This is a genomic window from Jannaschia sp. R86511, from assembly GCF_042466345.1.
In the GTDB taxonomy this organism is placed as follows: Bacteria; Actinomycetota; Actinomycetes; order Actinomycetales; family JBBAYJ01; genus Aquipuribacter.
This window is the reverse complement of record NZ_JAXHCD010000001.1, coordinates 2,526,995-2,547,044: the sequence shown is the minus strand read 5'-3', so window position 1 is coordinate 2,547,044 and position 20,050 is coordinate 2,526,995. Positions and strand designations below refer to the sequence as shown.

Annotated in this window: 19 protein-coding genes; 10 read left to right on the top strand and 9 right to left on the bottom strand. The window is 68.9% G+C overall.

Features of this window, described 5'->3' with window-relative positions; all coding sequences use genetic code 11:
- Positions 1–53: 53 nt before the first annotated feature.
- From SJY06_RS11970 to SJY06_RS11940, 7 genes are all read right to left on the bottom strand, one after another.
- On the bottom strand, positions 54–1,901 hold the full coding sequence (locus tag SJY06_RS11970) for an FAD-dependent oxidoreductase (RefSeq protein ID WP_380167758.1): 1,848 nt from the start codon (positions 1,899–1,901) through the stop codon (positions 54–56).
- The gene (locus SJY06_RS11965) at positions 1,898–3,385 is read right to left on the bottom strand and encodes a DUF4127 family protein (RefSeq protein ID WP_380167757.1); all 1,488 of its coding nucleotides are present in this window, start codon (positions 3,383–3,385) and stop codon (positions 1,898–1,900) included. Before SJY06_RS11965 ends, SJY06_RS11970 begins: the two co-directional genes overlap by 4 nt.
- Positions 3,385–4,359 (bottom strand): ROK family protein, encoded by a 975-nt coding sequence (locus SJY06_RS11960; RefSeq protein WP_380167756.1) that lies wholly within the window; start codon positions 4,357–4,359, stop codon positions 3,385–3,387. Before SJY06_RS11960 ends, SJY06_RS11965 begins: the two co-directional genes overlap by 1 nt.
- Positions 4,356–5,111 (bottom strand): GntR family transcriptional regulator, encoded by a 756-nt coding sequence (locus SJY06_RS11955; RefSeq protein ID WP_380167755.1) that lies wholly within the window; start codon positions 5,109–5,111, stop codon positions 4,356–4,358. Before SJY06_RS11955 ends, SJY06_RS11960 begins: the two co-directional genes overlap by 4 nt.
- Positions 5,108–6,022 (bottom strand): carbohydrate ABC transporter permease, encoded by a 915-nt coding sequence (locus SJY06_RS11950; RefSeq protein ID WP_380167754.1) that lies wholly within the window; start codon positions 6,020–6,022, stop codon positions 5,108–5,110. The genes SJY06_RS11955 and SJY06_RS11950 overlap by 4 nt, the downstream gene beginning before the upstream one ends.
- Entirely contained in the window at positions 6,019–6,894 is an 876-nt protein-coding gene (locus SJY06_RS11945) for a carbohydrate ABC transporter permease (RefSeq protein WP_380167753.1), read from the bottom strand. The genes SJY06_RS11950 and SJY06_RS11945 overlap by 4 nt, the downstream gene beginning before the upstream one ends.
- A 97-nt stretch (positions 6,895–6,991) precedes the next feature.
- On the bottom strand, positions 6,992–8,272 hold the full coding sequence (locus tag SJY06_RS11940) for an ABC transporter substrate-binding protein (RefSeq protein WP_380167752.1): 1,281 nt from the start codon (positions 8,270–8,272) through the stop codon (positions 6,992–6,994).
- Between the two features lie 301 nt (positions 8,273–8,573).
- Here SJY06_RS11940 and SJY06_RS11935 point away from each other — a divergent pair, with 301 nt between their 5' ends.
- Positions 8,574–10,418: a glycoside hydrolase family 10 protein gene (locus SJY06_RS11935; protein ID WP_380167751.1), complete on the top strand. Its 1,845-nt coding sequence runs from the start codon at positions 8,574–8,576 to the stop codon at positions 10,416–10,418.
- Positions 10,396–10,947 (top strand): hypothetical protein, encoded by a 552-nt coding sequence (locus SJY06_RS11930; protein ID WP_380167750.1) that lies wholly within the window; start codon positions 10,396–10,398, stop codon positions 10,945–10,947. The genes SJY06_RS11935 and SJY06_RS11930 overlap by 23 nt, the downstream gene beginning before the upstream one ends.
- A gap of 412 nt (positions 10,948–11,359) precedes the next feature.
- Here the strand turns inward: SJY06_RS11930 and SJY06_RS11925 are convergent, their stop codons facing one another.
- Positions 11,360–12,757: a hypothetical protein gene (locus SJY06_RS11925; protein WP_380167749.1), complete on the bottom strand. Its 1,398-nt coding sequence runs from the start codon at positions 12,755–12,757 to the stop codon at positions 11,360–11,362.
- Positions 12,758–13,175: 418 nt separating this feature from the next.
- The gene (locus SJY06_RS11920; RefSeq protein ID WP_380167748.1) at positions 13,176–14,204 is read right to left on the bottom strand and encodes a hypothetical protein; all 1,029 of its coding nucleotides are present in this window, start codon (positions 14,202–14,204) and stop codon (positions 13,176–13,178) included.
- Positions 14,205–14,543: 339 nt separating this feature from the next.
- Here SJY06_RS11920 and SJY06_RS11915 point away from each other — a divergent pair, with 339 nt between their 5' ends.
- From SJY06_RS11915 to SJY06_RS11880, 8 genes are all read left to right on the top strand, one after another.
- Positions 14,544–15,251, top strand: coding sequence for a hypothetical protein (locus tag SJY06_RS11915; RefSeq protein WP_380167747.1), 708 nt, complete (start codon positions 14,544–14,546; stop codon positions 15,249–15,251).
- A gap of 73 nt (positions 15,252–15,324) precedes the next feature.
- Positions 15,325–15,909: a TIR domain-containing protein gene (locus SJY06_RS11910; RefSeq protein WP_380167746.1), complete on the top strand. Its 585-nt coding sequence runs from the start codon at positions 15,325–15,327 to the stop codon at positions 15,907–15,909.
- Positions 15,910–15,926: 17 nt separating this feature from the next.
- Entirely contained in the window at positions 15,927–16,799 is an 873-nt protein-coding gene (locus tag SJY06_RS11905; protein ID WP_380167745.1) for a DUF4231 domain-containing protein, read from the top strand.
- 189 nt (positions 16,800–16,988) lie between these two features.
- The gene (locus SJY06_RS11900) at positions 16,989–18,197 is read left to right on the top strand and encodes a helix-turn-helix domain-containing protein (RefSeq protein WP_380167744.1); all 1,209 of its coding nucleotides are present in this window, start codon (positions 16,989–16,991) and stop codon (positions 18,195–18,197) included.
- Positions 18,198–18,202: 5 nt separating this feature from the next.
- Positions 18,203–18,748: a flavoprotein gene (locus SJY06_RS11895; RefSeq protein WP_380167743.1), complete on the top strand. Its 546-nt coding sequence runs from the start codon at positions 18,203–18,205 to the stop codon at positions 18,746–18,748.
- 118 nt (positions 18,749–18,866) lie between these two features.
- Positions 18,867–19,268 carry a hypothetical protein gene (locus tag SJY06_RS11890; protein ID WP_380167742.1) on the top strand — a complete coding sequence of 134 codons (402 nt, stop codon included), beginning with the start codon at positions 18,867–18,869 and terminating at the stop codon, positions 19,266–19,268.
- 1 nt (position 19,269) lies between these two features.
- Entirely contained in the window at positions 19,270–19,608 is a 339-nt protein-coding gene (locus SJY06_RS11885; protein WP_380167741.1) for a hypothetical protein, read from the top strand.
- Positions 19,605–19,868, top strand: a complete 264-nt coding sequence (locus SJY06_RS11880) for a hypothetical protein (protein ID WP_380167740.1) — start codon at positions 19,605–19,607, stop codon at positions 19,866–19,868. Before SJY06_RS11885 ends, SJY06_RS11880 begins: the two co-directional genes overlap by 4 nt.
- The last annotated feature ends 182 nt before the right edge of the window (positions 19,869–20,050 follow it).

Sequence of the window (20,050 nt, the reverse complement as noted above, 5' to 3'; positions counted from 1 at the left end):
CCTCAGGTCGTCCAGGACGCGGGCGCCTGCGCGGGTGGCCCGGTTGTGCACGGTCATTCAGTCTCCTCGTGGTCCGTGTCGTGCGAGCGCTGGTGATCGGTGGTCTCGGGCAGCCTCGGCTGGTCGGGCAGGTACGGCCTGAGCGCCACGGCCGCCTCCCGCGGCGTGGCGGTCGGGCCCAGGGCTTCGAGCGCCTTCGACGCGGAGACCGGATCGATGCCGAGCACGACCGCGGCAGGTTGGAGCCCTCGGAGGTCGTCGGGATGCAGCGGGTCGTCGGGACGCAGGTCGAGACTCAGCCGTCGGGCACCGGCACAACCGCCATGGACCAGCAGCAGCTGGAGGAGGTCGTGATCGGGGTCGTCGTCGGCGACATCGGCCGTCCACGCCACGGGCGAGCCTCGCTCGAGGAGCGCTCGCTGCACCTGGACCACGCCGAGTGCATCGCCGGCGAGGACGCCAGGGCTCACACCTCGCGCGATCGCGACGACGGCGCAGGCGCCGGCGGCCTCGCCCACCGCCCACTCGGCCGGGTGGACCCTGGTCGCGGCCGCCGCGACCTGGGTGGCCGCGATCCCCTTGCCCGCAGCGAGCAGACCGTCCCGTCCCGGGTGGACCAGCGACCGCAGGGGCACCTGGGCAGGAGCCGTCGGGGCGTACACGGAACCGGGATGGCCCACCCGGGCGTGCAGGTCCGCGTGGTACCAGACCAGGGCGACGGCATCGGATTGAAGACGCGCCCGCTGCGAACCGGGGACGGGGGCCAGGTCGTGCAGCGTGAGGGCGTCGGGGCGCACGAGCCGACGTGACTCGCGGACGTAGGGGGCGAGCGCGAGGCCGTCCTCGCTCAGCGCGACGTCCGGGGCGAGGGTGAGGCCGGGGTAGCCGACACCGCCGTCGTCGCGGGGGCAGCGGGTGCGCAGCCACTCGACGAAGTCGAGGGTGAGTTCACGCGAGAGGCGTCGGGTGTCGTCCGGGTCGGCGACGAGACCGCTGCCTGCGTAGTCGTTGCCCGCCCAGTTGAGGCAGATGACGTCACCGATCCGGGCATCGCTGCCGGGCACCGCGGCGCCGGTCCCCCGGACGAGGCGGCGGTAGGACCAGAACGGCGGGCGGCCGTCCGGACCGTCGGTGAAGAAGCGGTACGCGTGGCGCGTCCCGTCCCAGCCGTCGAGGTCCAGGGAGAAGCGCCGGTCAGCGGAGTCGGTCGCTGCCGCCTCCTCGTCGTCCGACCAGGGGGCGAGGTGCTCCAGACGAACGGCGGCGCACCAGGTCACCGCCTGCTCGGCCAGCGGGTCGGGCTCGGGACCGACGGCGTGCTCCTCGCCGTGCGGGCGCGAGCCCTCGGAACCTATGACCCAGCCCCCGGCCAGGCCGAGCAGGTCCCCCGTCTCGGTCGCGTCGAGCGTGACCTCGGCCCGCACGGTCGTGCAGCGACCCTCATGGTCGACGAGCTGGGCTCCTGCGACGGCCTCGACGGGGCGCGCCGCAGGCAGCAGCGCGACCGGGCGATGGCCGGTGAGAACGACGAGGCGCCCGCCGCGTACGGCGGGCTCGAGCAGGTCCTCGATCCCCCGCAGGTAGTCCGCCGGGCCGGCGCAGAGCCGGCTCACCCAGCCTCCGCCGGGGTTGGCCTCTCCTCGGTGCGCCCGGCGCACCGAGTCCCGCAGCCGTGCGTAGCTGCGGGTGCGTCCGACGGACTCCACCAGCGGGTGCTCGTCCGGGCACGCCACGAGCTGGGTGGTGAGCTGACCGCCCAGGAGGTCCTCCACCTCGGTCAGGACGACGGCTGCGCCGAGGTCGGTCGCGGCCAACGCAGCCGCCACGCCCCCGAGCCCACCGCCCACCACGAGGACGTCGCAGCGGAGCTCCGTCCCCTCCGCCGTCGGCTGCCGGGTCATGGGCGTCCCCCGGGGGTGGGCGCGAGGTCGATGTGCACCTCGAAGGTGCGGTTCCACGGCAGTCGCACCGAGCTGTCGACGACGTGCCAGCCCAGGTCGGGCGCCACGCCCGCGAGGAGCTCCTGCAGCCGGGCCGCCACACCGGTCAGGGCGGGGTGGTCGGCGGTCACGTGGTCGTGCAGGTGGGGGTCGCCCCCGGTGCGAGCCCTGACCTCGTGCCGGACCACGCACATCCAGGCCCAGTCCTCGACCAGACGCGCAGCCAGCAGGCGACGGTGGGCGGCGCCGTCCCAGGTGCCCGTCGCGCGGCCGACGTGTCCGGCGACCAGGTGGGCGGCCACGGTGCCCAGCGAGTTGCCCGCCGTGTTCCAGGCGGCCCAGCCGTCGAGCCGACCCAGCAGGCCCCGACCACCGAGCGCGGCGACCAGGGCGGGGTCGGCTCCGTTGGGCTGGGCCACGTCGGCCACGGCGACCCGTCGCCCTGCAGCCAGATGGTCGGCGACGAGGTCGGCGGTGGCTGCCGCCGCCTGGGTGTCGGTGCGCCCCGGTGGGTGGACGGCCCAGTCCCCGGCTCCGTCGGGCGGGTGGACGACGAGGACGACGTCCGCTGCGTCCTGGTGGTCCAGGACCGGACCCTCCTGCGGGTGCGCGCCGGCCGCGCGCAGCTGCTCGAACGCCGTGTCCAGCACCGGGCTGCTCTCATAGGCCGCCGTCCGCGCGAGGCCACCGGGATCGGCGCACACCACCGCGACGCGCGGACCGCTCAACCCGGACAGGCCCAGCACGGCCCGCGCGCAGAGCACCGTCGAGGTCTCGTCCGCGCCGTGCCCCACGCTCACCCGGGCCCCGACCTCCAACCGGTCCGCGTGCTCCGCGAGGTGTGTCGCGTCGGGCACCGAGAGGCTCCTCGTGGCCGCGTCGTCGACCCCGACGACGAGACTCGCCAGGGACCTGTCGGCCACGAGGTCGACGGCGGCCAGGGCGAGCAGGTGCTGACGCAACCGCCGCCGCAGCCAGTCGAGCCGGACGTCGGCGGGCACCCCGGCCCGAGCCGCGGCCACGCCGGCGCGCGTGTGCAGGGCGGCCGACAGCGCGTGCAGCGCGCGGCCGTGCGTGGCCCAGTACGCCGGCTCCTCGGCGGCGTCGTCGGTGTCGGGCGTCCGGGGCACGACGACCGCCGCGTGCACGGGCGGCCGCACCCGCTGCAGGGGCGCGAGCCGGTCGAGCAGCTCGGCGAGCGACTCGTCACCCGTCCTGGACGCGATGAGGCCGCCACTCGTCAGACCCTCCAGCGACACGACCAGGGCGTCGCAGCGCAACCCGTCGAGCCAGTCCGAGGTGACGGTCACGTCCCCGGGGACGCGCTGCACGCCCCTGCCGGCCGGGGGCGGCAGGAGCAGACGTGCCCCCGCGACCGCGCAGACCAGCGCGGGCAGCTGGGTGGAGACCGGACGGTCGTCCAGGGGAACGCAGCCGACGAGCATCAGGTGGCTCCCGTCAGGACGTGGAGGGCAGCGCCGACGCCCACGGCGTCCTGACCCAGGGCGGCGCGTCGGACCGGGACGGTCGCGACGACGGGGTGCGCGTGGGCGCGTAGCGCATCCTGCAACGGCTCGAGGAAGAGGGCCCCGGCGTCGAGAACGCCGCCGCCGATCACGACGACGGCCGGGTCGCACACCGCCACGACGCCCGCCAGCGCCTCCCCCAGGGCCCGGCCGCCGTGGGCCAGGACCTCCCGACCGAGCACGTCACCGTCGACCGCTCGGCGGCCCACCGCCGCGAGGTCCGGGACGTGCTCGCCGCCCGCGCCCGCCAGAAGTCGGTACTCGGCGAGCATCGCGGGGGCCGCACTGACGGCCTCGACGTGGCCGAGCGCCCCGCAGGGGCAGCGGCGACCGGATGCCGCGGGGACCGGCACGTGCCCCAGGTGACCCGCGACGCCCCGGGCCCCGCGGACCAGCCTGCCGCTCGCGAGGAACCCCCCGCCCACGCCGGTGCCCACCGTGACGCCGAGCACTTCGCTCACCCCGCCACCGGCCCCCAGCCAGGCCTCGGCCAGCACGAACGCGTGCACGTCGTTCAGCGCGCCGACATCGCGCCAACGTCGCTCCGGCAGGCACTCGCGGAGCCGGTCCGGCAGCACGGTCCCCACCCAGCCCGGCATGGCCGACGTCGCTGCCGCCACCCGACCGTCCTCGACGTCCACCACGCCCGTGGCACCCACGCCGAGGACGTCTGCCTGGGCGCCGGGGTCGACGCGCCGGACCAGGTCGGCCACGCAGGTCACCACGGCCCGTCCGCCGTCGGCCGCCGGTGTGCGGGCCTGCACCCTGGCCAGGACCGTCCGGTCGGGACCGAGGAGGACGGCACTGGTGGTCGTGCCCCCGACGTCCACACCGACCGCGAAACCGGTGCGCGGAACCCCCCGCGTCTCGTCCTGCCGTCCGCTGCGGGTCACGTCCCCCGCCGCCGGTGCACGGTCAGCTGGAAGTCGTAGCGGTCGGCCCGGTAGGAGGACTCGGCCCGCTCGACGGCGCGGCCGCGCAGGTCGTAGGTGGTGCGGCTCACGACGAGCGCCGGCGATCCGGGGGCCACGTCCAGCAGCGCCGCCTCACGCGCCGGCAGCACACCGGCCCGGATGGACTGCTCGGCCCGCTCCGGGGCGGCGCCGGCCTCCACCAACCGGTCGTACACCGATCCGGCGGCGAGGTCGTCGACGTCGACAATCGCGACGAAGAGACCCGCGGGCAGCCACACGTGCTCGAGCGCCATGGGGACCCCGTCCGCGGTGCGGACGCGCTCGAGGTGCACGACCATCTGCCCGGTCGTCAGACCGAGGTGCGTGGAGACGACCTCGGGGACCGGCACCCGCTCGGCGCTCACCGTCCTCGAGCCCGGTGTCATGTCCCGGGCACGGATGTCCTCGCTGAAGGACGTGAGGTGCAGCGACTTCGAGATCGTGGCGGGGTCGGCCACGAACGTGCCCGCCCCGTGGACCCGGTAGACCAGGCCGTCGTCGACCAGGCGGGTCAGGGCCTCCCGGACGGTCATCCGACTCACGCCGTAGGCCCGCATCAGGTCTCGCTCGCTCGGGAGGGCCTCGTGCGGTCGCAGACGGCGGTTGATGTCGTCGGCGAGCGCCGCCCGCAGCTCCTCGTACTTGGGCGCGTGGTGCCCCTGGACCTCTGCCGCCAGCTGGTCCTGGCTCATCCCTTCACCGCCCCCTCCCCGACGCCCCGGAAGAAGTGCCGTTGGAAGGCGAAGAAGCCGACCAGCAGAGGGAGCACCGCGATCATGGTGCCTGCTGCGATGACCCGCTGGTCGGAGGTGAAGGTGCCCGACAGGTACTGGATGCCGACGGTGAGGGTGAAGTTGTCCGGGGTCTTGAGGACCACGAGCGGCCAGAGGAACTCGTCCCAGGCGAACATGAAGCTGAAGATGGCCACGACGGTGAGCGTCCCCCGCACCGCGGGAAGGGCGATGTGGCGGAACCGCTGCCACTCCGTCGCGCCGTCGATGACAGCGGCCTCCTCCACCTCACGCGGCAACGCGGCGAACGCGTTGCGGAGCAGGAGCACGGACAGCCCCGTCACCGCCGTGGGCACGATGACACCGGCGAGCGTGTCCACCAGCCCCATGCCCCGCACGGTCAGGAAGACCGAGACGAGGATGACCTCGAACGGGATGATGATCGTGGCGACGAACGCGAGCAGGACGAGCCGGCTGAACCTGAACCTCAGCCGCGCGAGCGCATAGCCGGCCGTCGCGCCGAAGGCCACGTTGGTCACCATGGAGATCCCGGCCACCACGAGCGAGTTCCCGATGTACCGCCACACCGGGATGGTCTCGGCGACGCGGACGAAGTTGGTCAGTGTCGGCTCCAGCGGGACGAGCACCGGCGGGTAGGCGAAGATGTTCTCCCCGGGACCCTTGAGCGAGGTCGACAGCTGGTAGAGGAACGGTCCCGCCATCAGCACGACCATCGCCAGCAGGAGGCCGTAGCGCAGCCCGACGGGCCACAGCCGCTCCCCGCCCACGGTCCTCGGCCGGCGACGCCTCGTCCCGGTGCTCACCTGCTCGACTGCGGCGGCCTGGGCCAGGTCGGGTGCGTTGATGCTCATGACTGGGACTCCCGGTTGAGTCGCACGTAGGCGAGCGTGAATCCTATGGTCGCCACGAACAGGACCAGGCTCATCGCGGAGGCGTAGCCGATCTCGCCGCCGAGCCCGAGACCGACCTCACGGATCTGGTAGACGATCGTGGCCGCGCGGCCGCCCGGGCCGGCGCTGCCCCCGCTCAGCACGTAGACCTCGGCGAACACCTTGGCGGCCGCGATGGTCGACAGGATGCCGATGAGCAGCATGGTGGGACGCAGGGTCGGGACGGTCACCGACACGAACCGGCGGACCGCGCCGGCCCCGTCGACTGCGGCGGCCTCGTGCAGCTCCCGGGGGACGTTCGCCAGGGCCGCGAGGTAGATGACCATGTAGTAGCCGAGCCCCTTCCACACCGTGACGAACATGGCGCTGAAGAGCAGGAGCCAGGAGTCGGTCAGGAAGGGCAGCGGCTCGGTGATCAGGCGCAGCGATCGCAGGACGTAGTTCACGAGGCCGTCGCTGCGCAGGAGCCAGGACCAGATGAGGCCGACGACGACCATGCTGGCGATGACCGGGGTGTAGAAGATCGAGCGGAACACGCCGATCCCCGGTAGCTGGGGCTGGACGAGGACGGCCAGCAGCAGAGGCAGGATCACCAGGAGCGGGACGACGACCACCGCGTACAGCGCGGTGTTGCCGGCGGCCCGCCAGAACGTCTCGTCCGCGGCGAGCCGGACGTAGTTCTCGAGACCGGTGAACGACCCTCCACCCAGCGGGCGGGCGTTCGTGAAGCTCAGGACGATCGTGTTGACGAACGGCACGACGTAGAACACGACGGCCACGGCCAGACCAGGGGCGACGAACAACCACGGCGTGAACCAACGACGTGCGGTCACAGCTCCTCCTGCTGGGTGGGGGCGGCGTAGGTGCGGGGCGTGTCCCGGGCTCCTGGACGGCGTCCAGGGGACGCCGCCCAGGTCACCCGGATGCTGCTCAGCTCCCGAACGTGATCTGGTTGGCCTCGGCGACCGCCTGGTCCAGCGCCTCCTGGGCCGTGATCTCACCCTGCATCGCCAGCTGCACCTGGCCGACCAGGGCGTTCTTGACCCGGTCGTCGAACTGGACCGGCACGAGGTTCTCGGCCGTGGCGATCTGCTCGGCGGAGATGCTCCGGGCGAGGGAGTCCACCGTCCCGTCGGAGGTGTCGGTGAAGTAGGGGTCCTCCAGAGCCTCGGTGACGCTCGGCAGCACGGTGACGATCTGCGAGAACGCCAGCTGGTTCTCGGCGTTGGTCATGAACCGGCTGAACTCCAGCGCGGTGGCCTGGTTCTCGCTGGTGCGCGGGACCAGCAGTCCCATGACGGCCATGTTGGCCGCCCCACGCTCGCCGGTGATCTGCGGTGCGACGGCGGTGCTGTCGGCGACCGCCGGAGCGTTCTCCCGCACGATGGTCAGGAAGTTGGGCCCGGACGGGAAGAGGGCGATCTGCTCGGCCTGGTAGGCCTCGATCTCCTGCGCGTGGGTCTGGGTGATGGAGTCGGGGGGCATGACGCCCTCCTGGTACAGCGCGGCGAGCGTCTCGACGTGCTCCACGGCCTCGGGGGTGTTGAACGTCCACTCGGTCTGGTCGTCGTTCAGGAGCGGGACGTCGAGCTTGGCCAGGTCGGTCGCGACGCGGTTCTCCAGGGCGGGGTGGATGCCGTAGAAGCTGCCCCCACCGGCCTCGGTGAGGGTCCGCGCCTCCTCGTACATCTCCTCGAACGTGGTCGGCGGGCTGTCGGCATCCAGGCCCGCCTGCTCGAACAGGGCCTGGTTGTACATCGTGACCTCGCTGGTCAGGTACCAGGGGAAGCCGAAGTGACCGTCCTCGCCGGGGACGGCGAACGCCTCGTAGGCTCCGGGGACGTAGAGCTCCTGCACCTCGGGTGCCGCCTCGTCGAGGTCGACGAAGGCGCCGTCGGCCACCAGCGGCTGGGCGAAGTTGGGGTTCAGGTTGACGACGTCGGCGAGGGTCCCGGCCGCCGCGTCGGCGACGAACTTCTCCTGCGCGCCCTCGAAGGGGACGTCGATCCACTCGACGTCGGTGCCCGGGTACTCCTCCTCGAAGTCCGTGATCACGCCCTCGATGTACTCGGTGAAGGTGGGCTGCAGCTGGAGGGTCGCGAAGGTGATGCTGCCCTCCACGTCGCCCTCGACGGGTCCGGCGGCCTGCGACTCGGTGCCGCCGCTCCCCCCGCCCAGCCCGCACGCGGACAGGGCGAGACCCGCGCTCACCAGACCTGCGACAGCAAGCGCCGAACGGCGAACAACCTGCATGACTACCTCCTCGTAGTGGTCCGTACCACCGGCAGTATTGGTACGGACCACCTTCGTGTCAACAGTGGTGCCCCACCTAGACTTTCTATCGGTCCGTACCAGTCAGCGTCTGCTCCAGTCGACGGTCAGCCAATTCGTTGACAGGTACGGACCAGTCTGCTGTTGTGAGCCGTCTCAACGCCGAGAGACAGGACATGTCGTGCTATCGAGACAAACCGCAACCGCCGTCCTAGCCGGGTTCGGGCTGCTGGCCGGCCTGATGACCACAGGCACCTCCGCCGTCGCGGCCGACGCCACCCCCGGTGACGTCCTGACCGACGCGGTCGTGGCACCCACGGGCCCGCGGTTGGTCACGGCGGACGGCGACGTCCTGCCCTTCGACGCGGTGGACCCGTCCAGCCGGACCGCGGGGATGCTGGCGCTCTACACCCCGGCCTTCGGGGCCAGCACCCGTACAAACGCGTTCGGCGCCGAGGCCGTCCTTGAGCCGGTCGAGGACGGGGGTTACGAGGTCACGTCGGTGTGCACCGTGTTCGACAGCTGTGATCGTCCCGGGGACAACGCCATCCCCGACGACGGGTACGTGGTGTCGGCGTCTCCTGGCGGCGACCCGGACGTGCGGCTCGTGGTGCGTGACGAGCTGGCCGTGGGTAACGTCGTGGACGTCGAAGGGCTCACGCTGCGTACCGTGAGCTCCACGCTGGACGCGACGGACCCCACGCCGGCCAGCAACCCGGCTGGGGTCGACCCCGCCAGCGGCCAGTGCTTCCCCGGTTGTCGTGGGGCCGAGCAGCTCATCGTCTACACGTCCGCCTGGGGCACGAGCACCGGGACCAACGACTTCGGCTTCGAGGTCGACGTCGTGGACGGCCGGGTCGCCGCTCGCGGCGGCAACGACCGCACCGTCCCGGACGGGGGCTTCGTGCTGTCCGGGCACGGGGGACGAGGGTCGTGGCTGTCCACGAACGCCGTCCTCGGCGCCCGGGTGACGGTAGAGGGCTCGGTGGTGACCGTGACGGTGGACGCCCAGACCTTCGTCCTCGGGGCCGAGCAGGCCCTCGAGACCGCACTCGCACAGATCGCCGGGGCCGAGCGAAGCTGCCTGGACGCCCCGCTGCCCCAGGCTCATGACGCCGCCGCGCAGGCCAGCGACCTCCTCGCCAGGGCACGGACCGAGGACGACCCCGACACGGCAGTGGCTCTGGCCGAGCAGGCCCGCGACGCGGCCGAGCTGGCCTCCTACCGCACGGCCGAGTCCCGACCCGCAGAGGGCCGTGGCGTCTGGGTCCGTCCCACCGAGACGACCCCGGAAGCCATCGAGGCCACCCTGGACGCGATCGACGAGGCCGGCCTCAACATCGTGATGCTCGAGACCGTCTGGCAGGGCTGGACCATCTTCCCGAGCGCGGCCGCCGAGTCGTACGGAATCGAGGGTCAGCGCCCCGAGATGGTCGGCTTCGACCCGCTCCAGATCTGGGTCGAGGAGGCCGAGGAGCGTGACATCGAGCTCCACGCCTGGATCCACACCTTCTACGTCGGGTCCGGTGACGGCCAGGGCGGCGCCGGGCCGGTCCTCACCGCCAACCCTGACTGGGCCGCGGTCGAGCGCGAGGACGTCGGCGCCGACACGCCGATGCCGTCCTCCCAGGAGCCCGGCTACTACTTCGTCGACGCCGCGATGCCCGAGCCCCGCGCCTACGTCCGCGACGTCCTGCAGGAGATCCTCACCGACTACGAGGTGGACGGACTGCACCTGGACTACATCCGGTACCCGGTGAGCACCCCGTGGGAGACCGCCGCCTACAGCTACTCCGACTACTCGCGCCAGGCCTTCCAGGACGAGCACGGCGTCGACCCCTACGAGCTGACCCCGACCGATGCGCTCTGGCGCACCTGGACCCTCTGGCGCGAGGAGCAGGTCACTTCCTTCGTGGCCGAGATCCGCGAGATGCAGACGGACGTCGCTCCCGACACCCAGCTGTCGGCGGCCGTGTTCCCCGACCCGTCGGACGGCCTGGAGAAGAAGTTCCAGAAACTGGGGGGCGTGGGTCGACGCCGGCTACGTCGACTTCCTGACCGGGATGTCGTTCGGCACCTCGGGTGAGTCGGTGGCCCGCGAGACGGCCCTGATGCGCGACCGCGTCGGGGACCGGAACCTGCTCTACACCGCTACGTACGGCCCCTTCCGCGGCAGCACCCCTGACGTGGTGGTCGAGCAGGTGGACGCGGTCCGTGACGCCCGGTCCGACGGCGCGGCCCTGTTCGCATGGAACCAGCTGTCCGCCGGGCAGGCCCTGGCCCTCCGTGAGGGCGTGTTCCGCGAGCCCGCAGCGGTCCCCCACGCCGACCTTCTCGCTGCCGTGCAGACAGGAACGGCCGCCTGGCGCGCGAACGTCGACACCGCCCAGGGGACGTGCGTCTCGGCCGCAGTGGCAGGTCGGCTCGACTCGCGGCTGCGTCAGGTCGAGAGGTCTCTGGAGCTGGGCCGCACCGACCGTGCCCGGTCCTCGCTGGAGCAGGCAGTCGACATGGTGACGGAGGCGCCGATCCAGACCGAGATGCAGGAGCGTCTCCTCAGGGACCTCGATATGTTCGACCGGTGGGTCGCCCGACACACGGAGCTCAACGGCTGACCGTCGCGGTCACGGCCGGACCGAGGCGTCGTCCTGGTCCGGCCGTGACCGCCTGGGCGGAGGGGGCCCAGGCTTTCCAGATCGAGCCGCCGTCCGTGTGCCCTCACCTGAGTGCACTCGCTCCTGGCACCGCGGGTGTGGGCGGACCCGTCGATGCCCCTGACACGGAAGCGGCACCGGTTCGATCCCACGTCCGAGACCCACGGGCTCGGACGGTGACGTCCTGTAGGGCAGGTGGGGCTTGAACCCACGACCGACGGATTATGAGGCGGAGGTAGCGTGTTCTTGCGCCCCGCGAAAGAGACACCAATGTGCCCTTGACCTGCAGGAACGCCTGACGGGCCTTGACGCTTCCTGACGTCAATCTCAGGTCTCTCGTGCCCCGGATGTGCCCCCGGCGGCCCGACTCCCCCTACGAGGGCTCGCTGGGTGACTCCTGCTCGGCTTCTTGGGAACACGTCACTTCTGGTCCGACGACCGGGTCGTCCTGGGACGAGAGGGCGGTCGAGTTCAGTGCCGCCGGGCTGTCGGGGTTCGCGGGCGGCGGCTCTGCGCGCAGTCTCGGCGGCGCTGCGGACCATGCCTTGAGGTTTTGGATGACGTCGGCGTAGAACGTGTCGACGCTGTCGAGAACGGAGTCGATGAAGGCGCCTCGGCCGCGGCCACGCTTGCTGCCCATGGCGTGCGTGTCGGCGACGCGGAACGACCGAAGGTCCTTGGTGGGGTCGGCGATGAGCGCGGCCGGGTTCTCTCGGGCGACTCGAAGTAGCTCGGCGGCTCCTGGTCCCCGGGAGTGGGCGGCGGTCGCCTCGACGCGGACGCCCTCGGGGGCATTCTTGAGCTGCCGGATGAGCCAGTTGACGCGGGTGGTGGGGCGACCCTCTCGGGGCGCGTCGATGTCGACGTGACACGTGACCGTTTTGGCTCGGAGGTCGGCAGTGACGATGAGGGGTCCGATGGTGTCGGGGATGCGGATGGAGCCGCTGAGCCGGCCGTCCTGGACCAGCTGGTCGACCAAGGCCTCGGTCCGTAGTGCTGGTTCGGCGAGCTCCTTGCGGCTGAGGACCGGCGTGACCTCGGTCCCGAGCTGACGGCCCAGCTGGAGACTCACGAACCGGAGGAGGGCGTCGAAGCGGGCGGCGACCTCCTGCACGCCCTTGTCGGTCCTGCGGAGCGTGCCCGCGGTGACGGCGTCGCGGGTGCTTACCCAGCTGTCGCTCATGTCTTCGAACTCCATCGCTCCGGAGCGTGGGTGCTCGAGGTAGCGAATGAGCTCGCCCAGGATCCAGGCCTGGTCCGGGTCTGCGACGCCGCGGAACTCCTTCTGCATGACGGCTTCAGCGAGCACGTGCGTCCATGACAGGTGGTGGAGGTCGACCTTGCGTAGCTTCCGCTTGTCGACCTTCGTGGGGTGCTGCCCGACGATGGCGGGGATCTCGTTGGAGATGGTGATGACGGCGTCGAATCCCTGGTCCTTGGCGATGTCGAGGTAGTTCTCGATCTGCTCGACGTCGAGGGTGTTGCCCGCGGTCTTGACCTCGACGAGGGCGGTCCAGGTCTTGGAGCCGCGGCTGACTCGGATCAGGCCGTCCGGGTAGAGCCGCTTCTCACCGTGCTGGAAGGGCACCTCGATGTAGGTCCCCACGGTGCCGGCGGGAGCGCCGTATGGCTTGGTGAGTGTCCGGCCGAACTCGCGGACGGCGGTCATGACGGCGAGGAGGGCCGATGTGGCGCGTCGCTCCTGCTCCTCGGCTCCGTTGATCCCCGAGGTGGGGATTAGACGTGCATCGTGCCAAGTGTCTTCCGACATGCTCCACCCCAACGTGATCGACGGTCACCGCACGTTACCGGTGGCCTAGGTGGACGGTGACGACTTTGGACAACCCACCCTTTCCTGCCCGCCGCACGCTGAGGGGTCCGGGGTCTCCCCCGCCACCGATCGACTGGGTGGTGATCCCGTCGCGTCGGCCGGCGGTCGTTTAGCTGCCCCGGGGTCGGGTTGGCAGGGATGACGTAGTCACCGCGCAGCGGCCGTAGGTCCTTGCCAACCCGACCCCGGGGTGGCTGACCTCGGACGGTCGACGCGACGGGATCACCGCCCTGGTGCCCTACACGCATCCCGGAGCCGAGGTCGGGGTCCGGGGCGGAGCCCCGCAACAAGACGCGATCAAGGCAACCTGCAAAGACGACCGACGTTTGAGCGCGCGCTGAGTCGGTGTTCGCCGGGTCTAGTCCGCACGATCGGGAAAGTACGTCGGGAGAGCTGAGCTGGCGTCGACTGCAGGTGATTCGCTCGATGCGACCTCCCGCCCAGCCTGGCTGGCCACGTACTCGAACCCCGCGGTGTCTAGAGTTTTGGTTTGCAAGAGGCCACGCGTGGGCAGGCCTCGGATGTACTCGTGAAAATGGGGTCGCTCCCCGTTGTTCTCTCGAACGTAGCGCGCAATCAGGGCAGCCGCCGCAGCAGCTGACGGATGCAGCATTGGCACTAAGCGACTATGAAGGTCTTCGAAGCGGGCGTAGGCATTCTCCGCACACTCGAAGAGATCGATCTCGGAGCGAGTGTCACCTACCTCCCGCCGTACGGCTGCATTGGCCCTCGTCGCGATGAAGGCGTCCTTGTTTAGGTGGGCTTGCACCTCGGCTTCCGTCGTCTCGCCATCTCCTGCGACCCGTGTCGTCATGGTGAGGCTCACCAGGTTGGGCTCTCCGTGTTGCAGAGCGTTACGCAGAGAAAATGCTAGGCGGTACTGGAAGCTGCTGTCGTAAGTGTCGGAGAACTCTGCTAACACCTTGGTCTTGAGGTCAGTGTCTTTGGTTCGATTTACGCGAGCGACAGTGTACTCGTAGTACATCTTTAGGGCCGCGCTGAAGTTGATGATGCGATAATTGATCAGGGGAGGCATCCATTCGTGAGGCCTCGAGTCTTGGTGCATCTGCCTCAACACCTCGTCCCGCGCGTTCCGCAGGTCGCCCCACGCGAAGGCCAAGTAGCCGTCGATCCCACGGGTCGCCCTGTAAACCTCGTCGTGGGCCTCAGCTACCGCATGCCCCTCTTCGCGACTGAGTGTGCGCAACTCCGTCCATGACACTTCGCGTGGAGCAAGCCGCTCATGCCGGTACAGGCCCCAGACGATCTCCAGGACTGGTTCGCCCTGGGCGTCAGTGGGCAACCGGGCCACGAACTCAGCCGGCAACTCTCCTATCGCCGCTTGGAGCTCAGCCCTTGCTTCCGCGAGTTCGTAGTCCTCGTCCACGCTAGCGATCTAACACTTGCGCGACCCCCAGGGCGCACAGGTGGATCGGTCGGTCTGCGGGGGTCGGGCGGCGCGAACGGCGCCTGCGCCGCACGCGCAAGCCGCCCGACCCGCGCCGCGCGGAGCGCGGCGCCTTGATCCACTAGAGGTCAATGCAGCAGCGGCGTCGAAGAGCAGCCGAGTGGCAGGGCTGCAGACCGGTCGGTGCCCCTGGCGCGGGGCCCGGCTCAGGAGGTCAGCGCTATAGCTTGACCAACATGGACTGATAGTCACACTTCGATCCCCTTGGGGCGCTACGGTCGGTCTCCGCCCTGCAGACCGCCCCTATCGAGGAGTGTCATGTCGCCGCTGCAATCATCTGGTAGTGACCCTAGAGGCTCCGCAAGTTCGGGCGGCTTCAAGGCGGTCGCTTTGTCAAAGAAGCAACCCCGCCAAGTCTTCGTCGCCTATCCGTATCGGGCGTACCCGGCCGCTGACTATCGACGCGTATATACTAATCTGAGCAGGGCATTTCAGGTCAAATTTGTGTTTGCTGACGAGCAGATCACCACGTTACATATCCTCGACAAAATTCAGGGTTACATTGAAGAGTCCCAGTTCGGCATTTACGACATATCCGGCTGGAATGCTAACGTAACACTGGAGTTGGGCCTGGCACTTGGCCGTGGCGAGCGGGCCTACATTGCAATCGACCCCAGCAAGACTGATTCTCAGCAGGTCCCATCCGATCTGCAAGGCATCGATAGACTTCAATATGGGTCGTATCATGAGCTCGAAAACGTTTTGACAACGCTCCTCGGGCAAGAGCTCCCCATTCCCCGGACCCACGAAGCCGAAAATCAGATTGTCGACCTTCGTCGGCAGGTCCTGAATGTCACGTCGCCGGTCGACGGACTCAAGATTGGTGATATCGCCACCGCTCTTGGTATCAGCACGTCGCTCGCGCAGGTTGTGGTGCGGCCGCTAGTGGGTGACACCTTGCGCACGGAGGGTCAGCGTCGGGGGATGAGGTATTTCCAGGCGGAGTCACAAGAAACTGCGACGTAGTAGCGCGCCAAGGCAAGGGCGCCACCCCACGCGAACGCAAACCATCGCAGTTCAACTCGTAGGAGGTAAAGGTATGGGACACAAGGTTTTCATCTCATTCAAGGCTGAAGACATGGCGTTCAAGGACGCCATTGGTGACATTGGTGGGATTGATTACGTTGACAAGTCTCTGAAGGAGCCAATCGACTCGCTTGACCAAGATTACATCATGAGCAAGATCCGATCGGACTACTTGTACGACTCAACTGTTACCGTGTTTCTTATTGGCAATAGGTCCAACGAAAACCTCGGCGTCACGGAGCAGTACTTCATCAAGAAGGAACTACAAGCCTCCTTGTACACCACGTCCGCGCACTACAAGAGCGGTATTCTCGGCGTGGTTCTCCCCTCGATGAGCGACACGGTCTACGGGGGATCTTATGAGTGTTGGCGCTGTAATGCGTCTCATTCATTAGTCCGAGTCAACGACTCGACGACTATTCGCGAGTTCAGTTACAACTACTACCTGCCCAACGGGCGATGCTCACACATGGAGGAAGACCGCTACTGCGTGATGACGAGCTGGGACAAGTTCGTGAATGCGCCGAACGCCTGGATCGACGCCGCCTTCGATAAGCGCGACTCTCCGATCGCGTCCCAGACAAAGGTCCGTCCTTGAAGGAGTCGGGGTGGGACTTGCAGTATCCAGGACTGTTCATTTCGGTCGACAGCGCCGCTGGCGAGCAACAGAAGCGGTTCTTCACCTTCAAGGCAGTCGAGCTGCTTGCCCTTGGGCTTGGGGCTCTAGCAGGCACGTTCGGTGTCCAGACTTTGTCGGGTGTTCCGGGAATCTTCGCGGTCCTCTGCTTTGTGGCTGCCGTTGCGATTCGACTATCTCGCGCGGGTGAGACTGCCGAAAAACGATGGTACGACGCCCGCGCAGCAGCCGAATCCATTAAATCGCTATCTTGGCAGTACGCAGTCGCGGGAGAGGCTTTCCGCGCGGGGGATCCTGACCCTGAGGGCGCTTTCACCAGTCAACTACGTCAAATCCTCAGGGCCGCCGTTCCACATCTTGACGTGCCCGCGCCCAGGTCCGCCGACGTGGGGGCAGTCACAGACGTGATGCGCTCGCTGCGAACTGCAAGTAGAGACGAACGCTGTCGTCACTATCAACTTGCAAGGATCGACGATCAGGTGGACTGGTACGCAAGGAAAGCGAAGTGGAATAAGCGTCGGTCTCGCGCGTGGTCGTATGCGGTCGTTGTCATCGAGTTAAGTGCGGTCGCTGCGGGTATAGCCCGGGTCAATGGAATGATCGATGTGGACCTACTGGGTGTTTTCGGTGCTGCTAGTGCGGGTCTCTTGGCTTGGGTGCAAGCAAAGAATTACACGCAACTCTCGGAGTCCTACGCCGTCACCAGCCACGAAGTTGCACTGGTCTCTGGAGCTGTGCGCGCAGATGTCTCAGAACAGATTTGGGCTCAAAGCGTTCACGACGCCGAGGCCGCGTTTTCACGTGAGCACACACTGTGGCTTGCCAGGCGTCAGAGTCTTCAGGCCAATTGACGCCGAGTGGCGCTCTCGCGGACACAAGCAATCGGTGTACAAGTACGCATCGGCCGGCGCCTCTGTTGCGCTCACAGTCGCATAAATGCTACCCACCTGACGTCGGGGCCCCGCCGCCGGAGGCCCCGGTTCTGCACAGCTCTGGCTGCGATCGGTGACACTGTCGGCCGTCGGTGTCATCGTTAGCTCATGGTCGGAGGAACCGTCGGGTGTCGGATCGCCACGTACAGGCGTCGCCGCGGACTGAGCCAGGCCGCGTTGGCTGGACTGGTCGGCCGCTCGGAATCTTGGCTGTCTCAGGTCGAGCGCGGTATTCGCTCCGTCGATCGCATGACCGTGCTGCTCGACTTGTCGCGGGTCCTCGGTGTCGACGTGGCCTCCTTGACGGGTACGCCCTGGCGACACGCTCCCAACGGCGCAGACATAGGTACGTCGCTCGATGACGTCCGAAGGGCGTTCACGAGCTACCAGGCGGCTGTCGGTGTTTCGCCTGGCGCCGCAATTCGGGTCGGTTCTCTTCGAACTGCGGTCGCCCACCTTCATGCGAGTTACCAGGCCGCCGACTACACCGACGTGGCAGCAGGCCTGCCATCGCTGCTCACGGATGTAGATCGGCTGCACGCCGCCAGCCCTCCCGAGGATCGAGAAGCGGCCCTCGTCTACGTCGAGGCCTATGTCTTGGCTGCGAAACTTGTGACCAAGCTCGGGGACGGAGAACTGGCCACCGTCGCGGCTGACCGATGCGTCAACGTCGCCGTCGTCACGGGTTCGCAGGTGGCCGTGTCGCTCGCCATGTACCAGGTCGCAGCGGCTCTGCTGCGGGGAGACCGTGTCGCTGACGCGGAACGGGTCGTCATGGCGATGGCTGATCGCGCGGACCGGGACTTGCGCTCCGACCACCCCGCACTGGTGTCGGCAGTCGGCGCCCTGTGGCTCCTCGGCGCGGTCATCGCGGCCCGACGAACCGACCGCCCTGAGGCGGAGTCGCGTCTGGCGCGGTCTGCAGCTCTCGCGGATCTTCTGGGGCAGGACGCCAACTACGGCTTCACGGCTTTTGGTCCCACCAACGTCGCGATCCATCGGGTTAGCGTTTCAGCTGAATTAGGGGACGCCAGGGGTGCTCTCGAGGCGGCGGCGAACGTCGATGCGTCACGTTTGCCGCTGGCTCTGGCCAGCCGGCGCGCGCAGGTTCATCTCGACCTGGCCTGGGCGAACGCACAGCGACGTCGCGATGCTGAGGCCACCCTGCACCTTCTAGACGCAGAGCGGATCGCGCCGGGCGCCATCCGTTTCAACGTGATCACCCAGGAGATGGTCCGGGAGATGTTGGCTCGGGGCACGAAGGGTCAGACCCGAGCCCTGGCAGATCTGGCTGGACGAGCCGGTCTGCTTCACTGACTTGCATGACGGGTGCGGTGACCGGGTCCTGCACTCTCGTGGTGTGCGCTGCGCCGCTCGCCCATCGTTGGCCGGACATCGCCGCTGCTCTGTCCGCCGTTGGTTACACGGTCTCGGTGGTTCTGACCGACAACGCCTCCGGGTGGGACATCCCGAAACCGTCCCCTCATCAACCCGATCCCCGTCGTGCCGACACTTGGGTCATTGCTCCCCTGACGTTCAACAGCACGGCGAAGATGGCCCTGGGGATCGCGGACACCTACGCCCATGGGCTGCTCTGCGAAGCTGTCGGCACCAGAGCGCAGGTCGTCGCCGTCCCCATGATCAACGAGGACTTGTTCGGTCACCCCGCGCTAGCCGAGCACGTTAGGCGCCTTCGGGAGCGTGGGCTGACCTTCGTCGACCCGCAGTCGGGTACCGATGTGTTCGAGCCTGTGCTTTCGGGAACTGGTCTCGACTTGGCGGAGGACTTCGATGTCGATGTTCTCGTCCGGGCCGTCACGGCACCCTCCTGGGCAATGCGCTGGTCGTCCGAGCCTTCAACGGACTGAGCAGGCGCTCGCCCGCACCCGCACTTTCGTGCGGGTAGTACTCGTATACGGGGCATGTCCGCCGAACGGCCTCACCGTCTCACTCGACCAGATCGGTCGCGAGTGAGAGGAGCGGGTCATGCCGGCTTATGCGGTGGACAGCAGCAAGCAGCCGATGGTGGCGACGGGGGTGGTGGACGCCCGGTTCGACTGGGTGGAGGCGCCGGGTGGGGGTCGTCGTCCGTCGGAGCAGCAGGCGCGGGACGAGGCGACGGGGATGCCGCTGTGGGGGGTGGAGGTGATGTACCAGCAGACCACCTACGGCCGGACGGCGTCGGTGGTGGCGTCGGTGACGGTGCCGGCCCTGGACCAGCCCAACGTGACCGCCCTGGGCCCGATCGGCTTCGACGGCCTGCGGGTCGAGGTGCGATCGCCGAAGACGGGTGGGCTCGTGGAGAACTGGTTCGCTGACGCCATTGCCGCCCCGGTGGCCGGACAGGGCGTCCGCCGCCCGGGCCAGTCGTCGTCTGAGGCGGCGTGAGGTGGCCGGGGCGGGGGTGATGGCGCAGGCGTTCGGGGTCCGGGTCGACCCGGTCGCCTGGGCCGACGCGGTCGGGGCCGGCTCGACGGATGACCTGGCCGGGTGGCTGGGTGTGTGTTGTCGGGACGCGGACGAGCTGGCTGAGCGGGTGCGGCAGCTGGACGCCGAGCTGGCCGACCTGCCGTGTCCGGAGCTGTCCGAGGCCGCGGTCCGCGCGTGGGTGGCCCTGGCCGCTTTGCACGCGCTTCTGGACACCGCACGACGTCAGGTCAGCGCCGCCACCGACGGCGCTGTCGGTGCGATCGCTACTGCCGGGTCCGTGTCGGGTGGTGCGCGGTGAGCGCGCAGCCGGTCGGCCGTACCGACGTGGTGGAGTTCGCCCGCCACCTCGGGGTCCGCACGAGCGAGGAGGTGTGGGACCACGTCATCAAGTCCGCGGCCGAGGTGTCCCGGGTCATGGATGCGGTGGCGTATCTGATGGGTCGGGTCTCGGACTACCCGGACGACGGCATGTCCGCGGACCTGCTGTCGGCGTTCAAGCTCATCGAGGGTGTCGGGGAGCACCTGCTCGACATCGCCCGAGCAACCCACACCGACTGATGACCGGCCAGACGACCACCCCCGCCACGAGCCCGGTGAACGGCTCAACCGGTGGAGCGCGACCGGGTGTCGACCTCAGCAGGTTGGCCGGGCGGTCGTGGCGCGTAGCCGTCCGCCTAGTGCTGGACGGCTGGTGGGTGTTCCGGCTGCTCCTGGCCGACGTGCTGCGCCGCCCGTTCCGC

Excerpts from the sequence above, each read along its gene's own strand:
- SJY06_RS11970 (WP_380167758.1), bottom strand. The coding sequence starts at position 1,901 with ATGACCCGGCAGCCGACGGCGGAGGGGACGGAGCTCCGCTGCGACGTC.
- SJY06_RS11965 (WP_380167757.1), bottom strand. The coding sequence starts at position 3,385 with ATGCTCGTCGGCTGCGTTCCCCTGGACGACCGTCCGGTCTCCACCCAG.
- SJY06_RS11955 (WP_380167755.1), bottom strand. The coding sequence starts at position 5,111 with ATGAGCCAGGACCAGCTGGCGGCAGAGGTCCAGGGGCACCACGCGCCC.
- SJY06_RS11950 (WP_380167754.1), bottom strand. The coding sequence starts at position 6,022 with ATGAGCATCAACGCACCCGACCTGGCCCAGGCCGCCGCAGTCGAGCAG.
- SJY06_RS11935 (WP_380167751.1), top strand. The coding sequence starts at position 8,574 with ATGACCACAGGCACCTCCGCCGTCGCGGCCGACGCCACCCCCGGTGAC.
- SJY06_RS11930 (WP_380167750.1), top strand. The coding sequence starts at position 10,396 with ATGTCGTTCGGCACCTCGGGTGAGTCGGTGGCCCGCGAGACGGCCCTG.
- SJY06_RS11925 (WP_380167749.1), bottom strand. The coding sequence starts at position 12,757 with ATGTCGGAAGACACTTGGCACGATGCACGTCTAATCCCCACCTCGGGG.
- SJY06_RS11915 (WP_380167747.1), top strand. The coding sequence starts at position 14,544 with ATGTCGCCGCTGCAATCATCTGGTAGTGACCCTAGAGGCTCCGCAAGT.
- SJY06_RS11910 (WP_380167746.1), top strand. The coding sequence starts at position 15,325 with ATGGGACACAAGGTTTTCATCTCATTCAAGGCTGAAGACATGGCGTTC.
- SJY06_RS11900 (WP_380167744.1), top strand. The coding sequence starts at position 16,989 with ATGGTCGGAGGAACCGTCGGGTGTCGGATCGCCACGTACAGGCGTCGC.
- SJY06_RS11895 (WP_380167743.1), top strand. The coding sequence starts at position 18,203 with ATGACGGGTGCGGTGACCGGGTCCTGCACTCTCGTGGTGTGCGCTGCG.
- SJY06_RS11890 (WP_380167742.1), top strand. The coding sequence starts at position 18,867 with ATGCCGGCTTATGCGGTGGACAGCAGCAAGCAGCCGATGGTGGCGACG.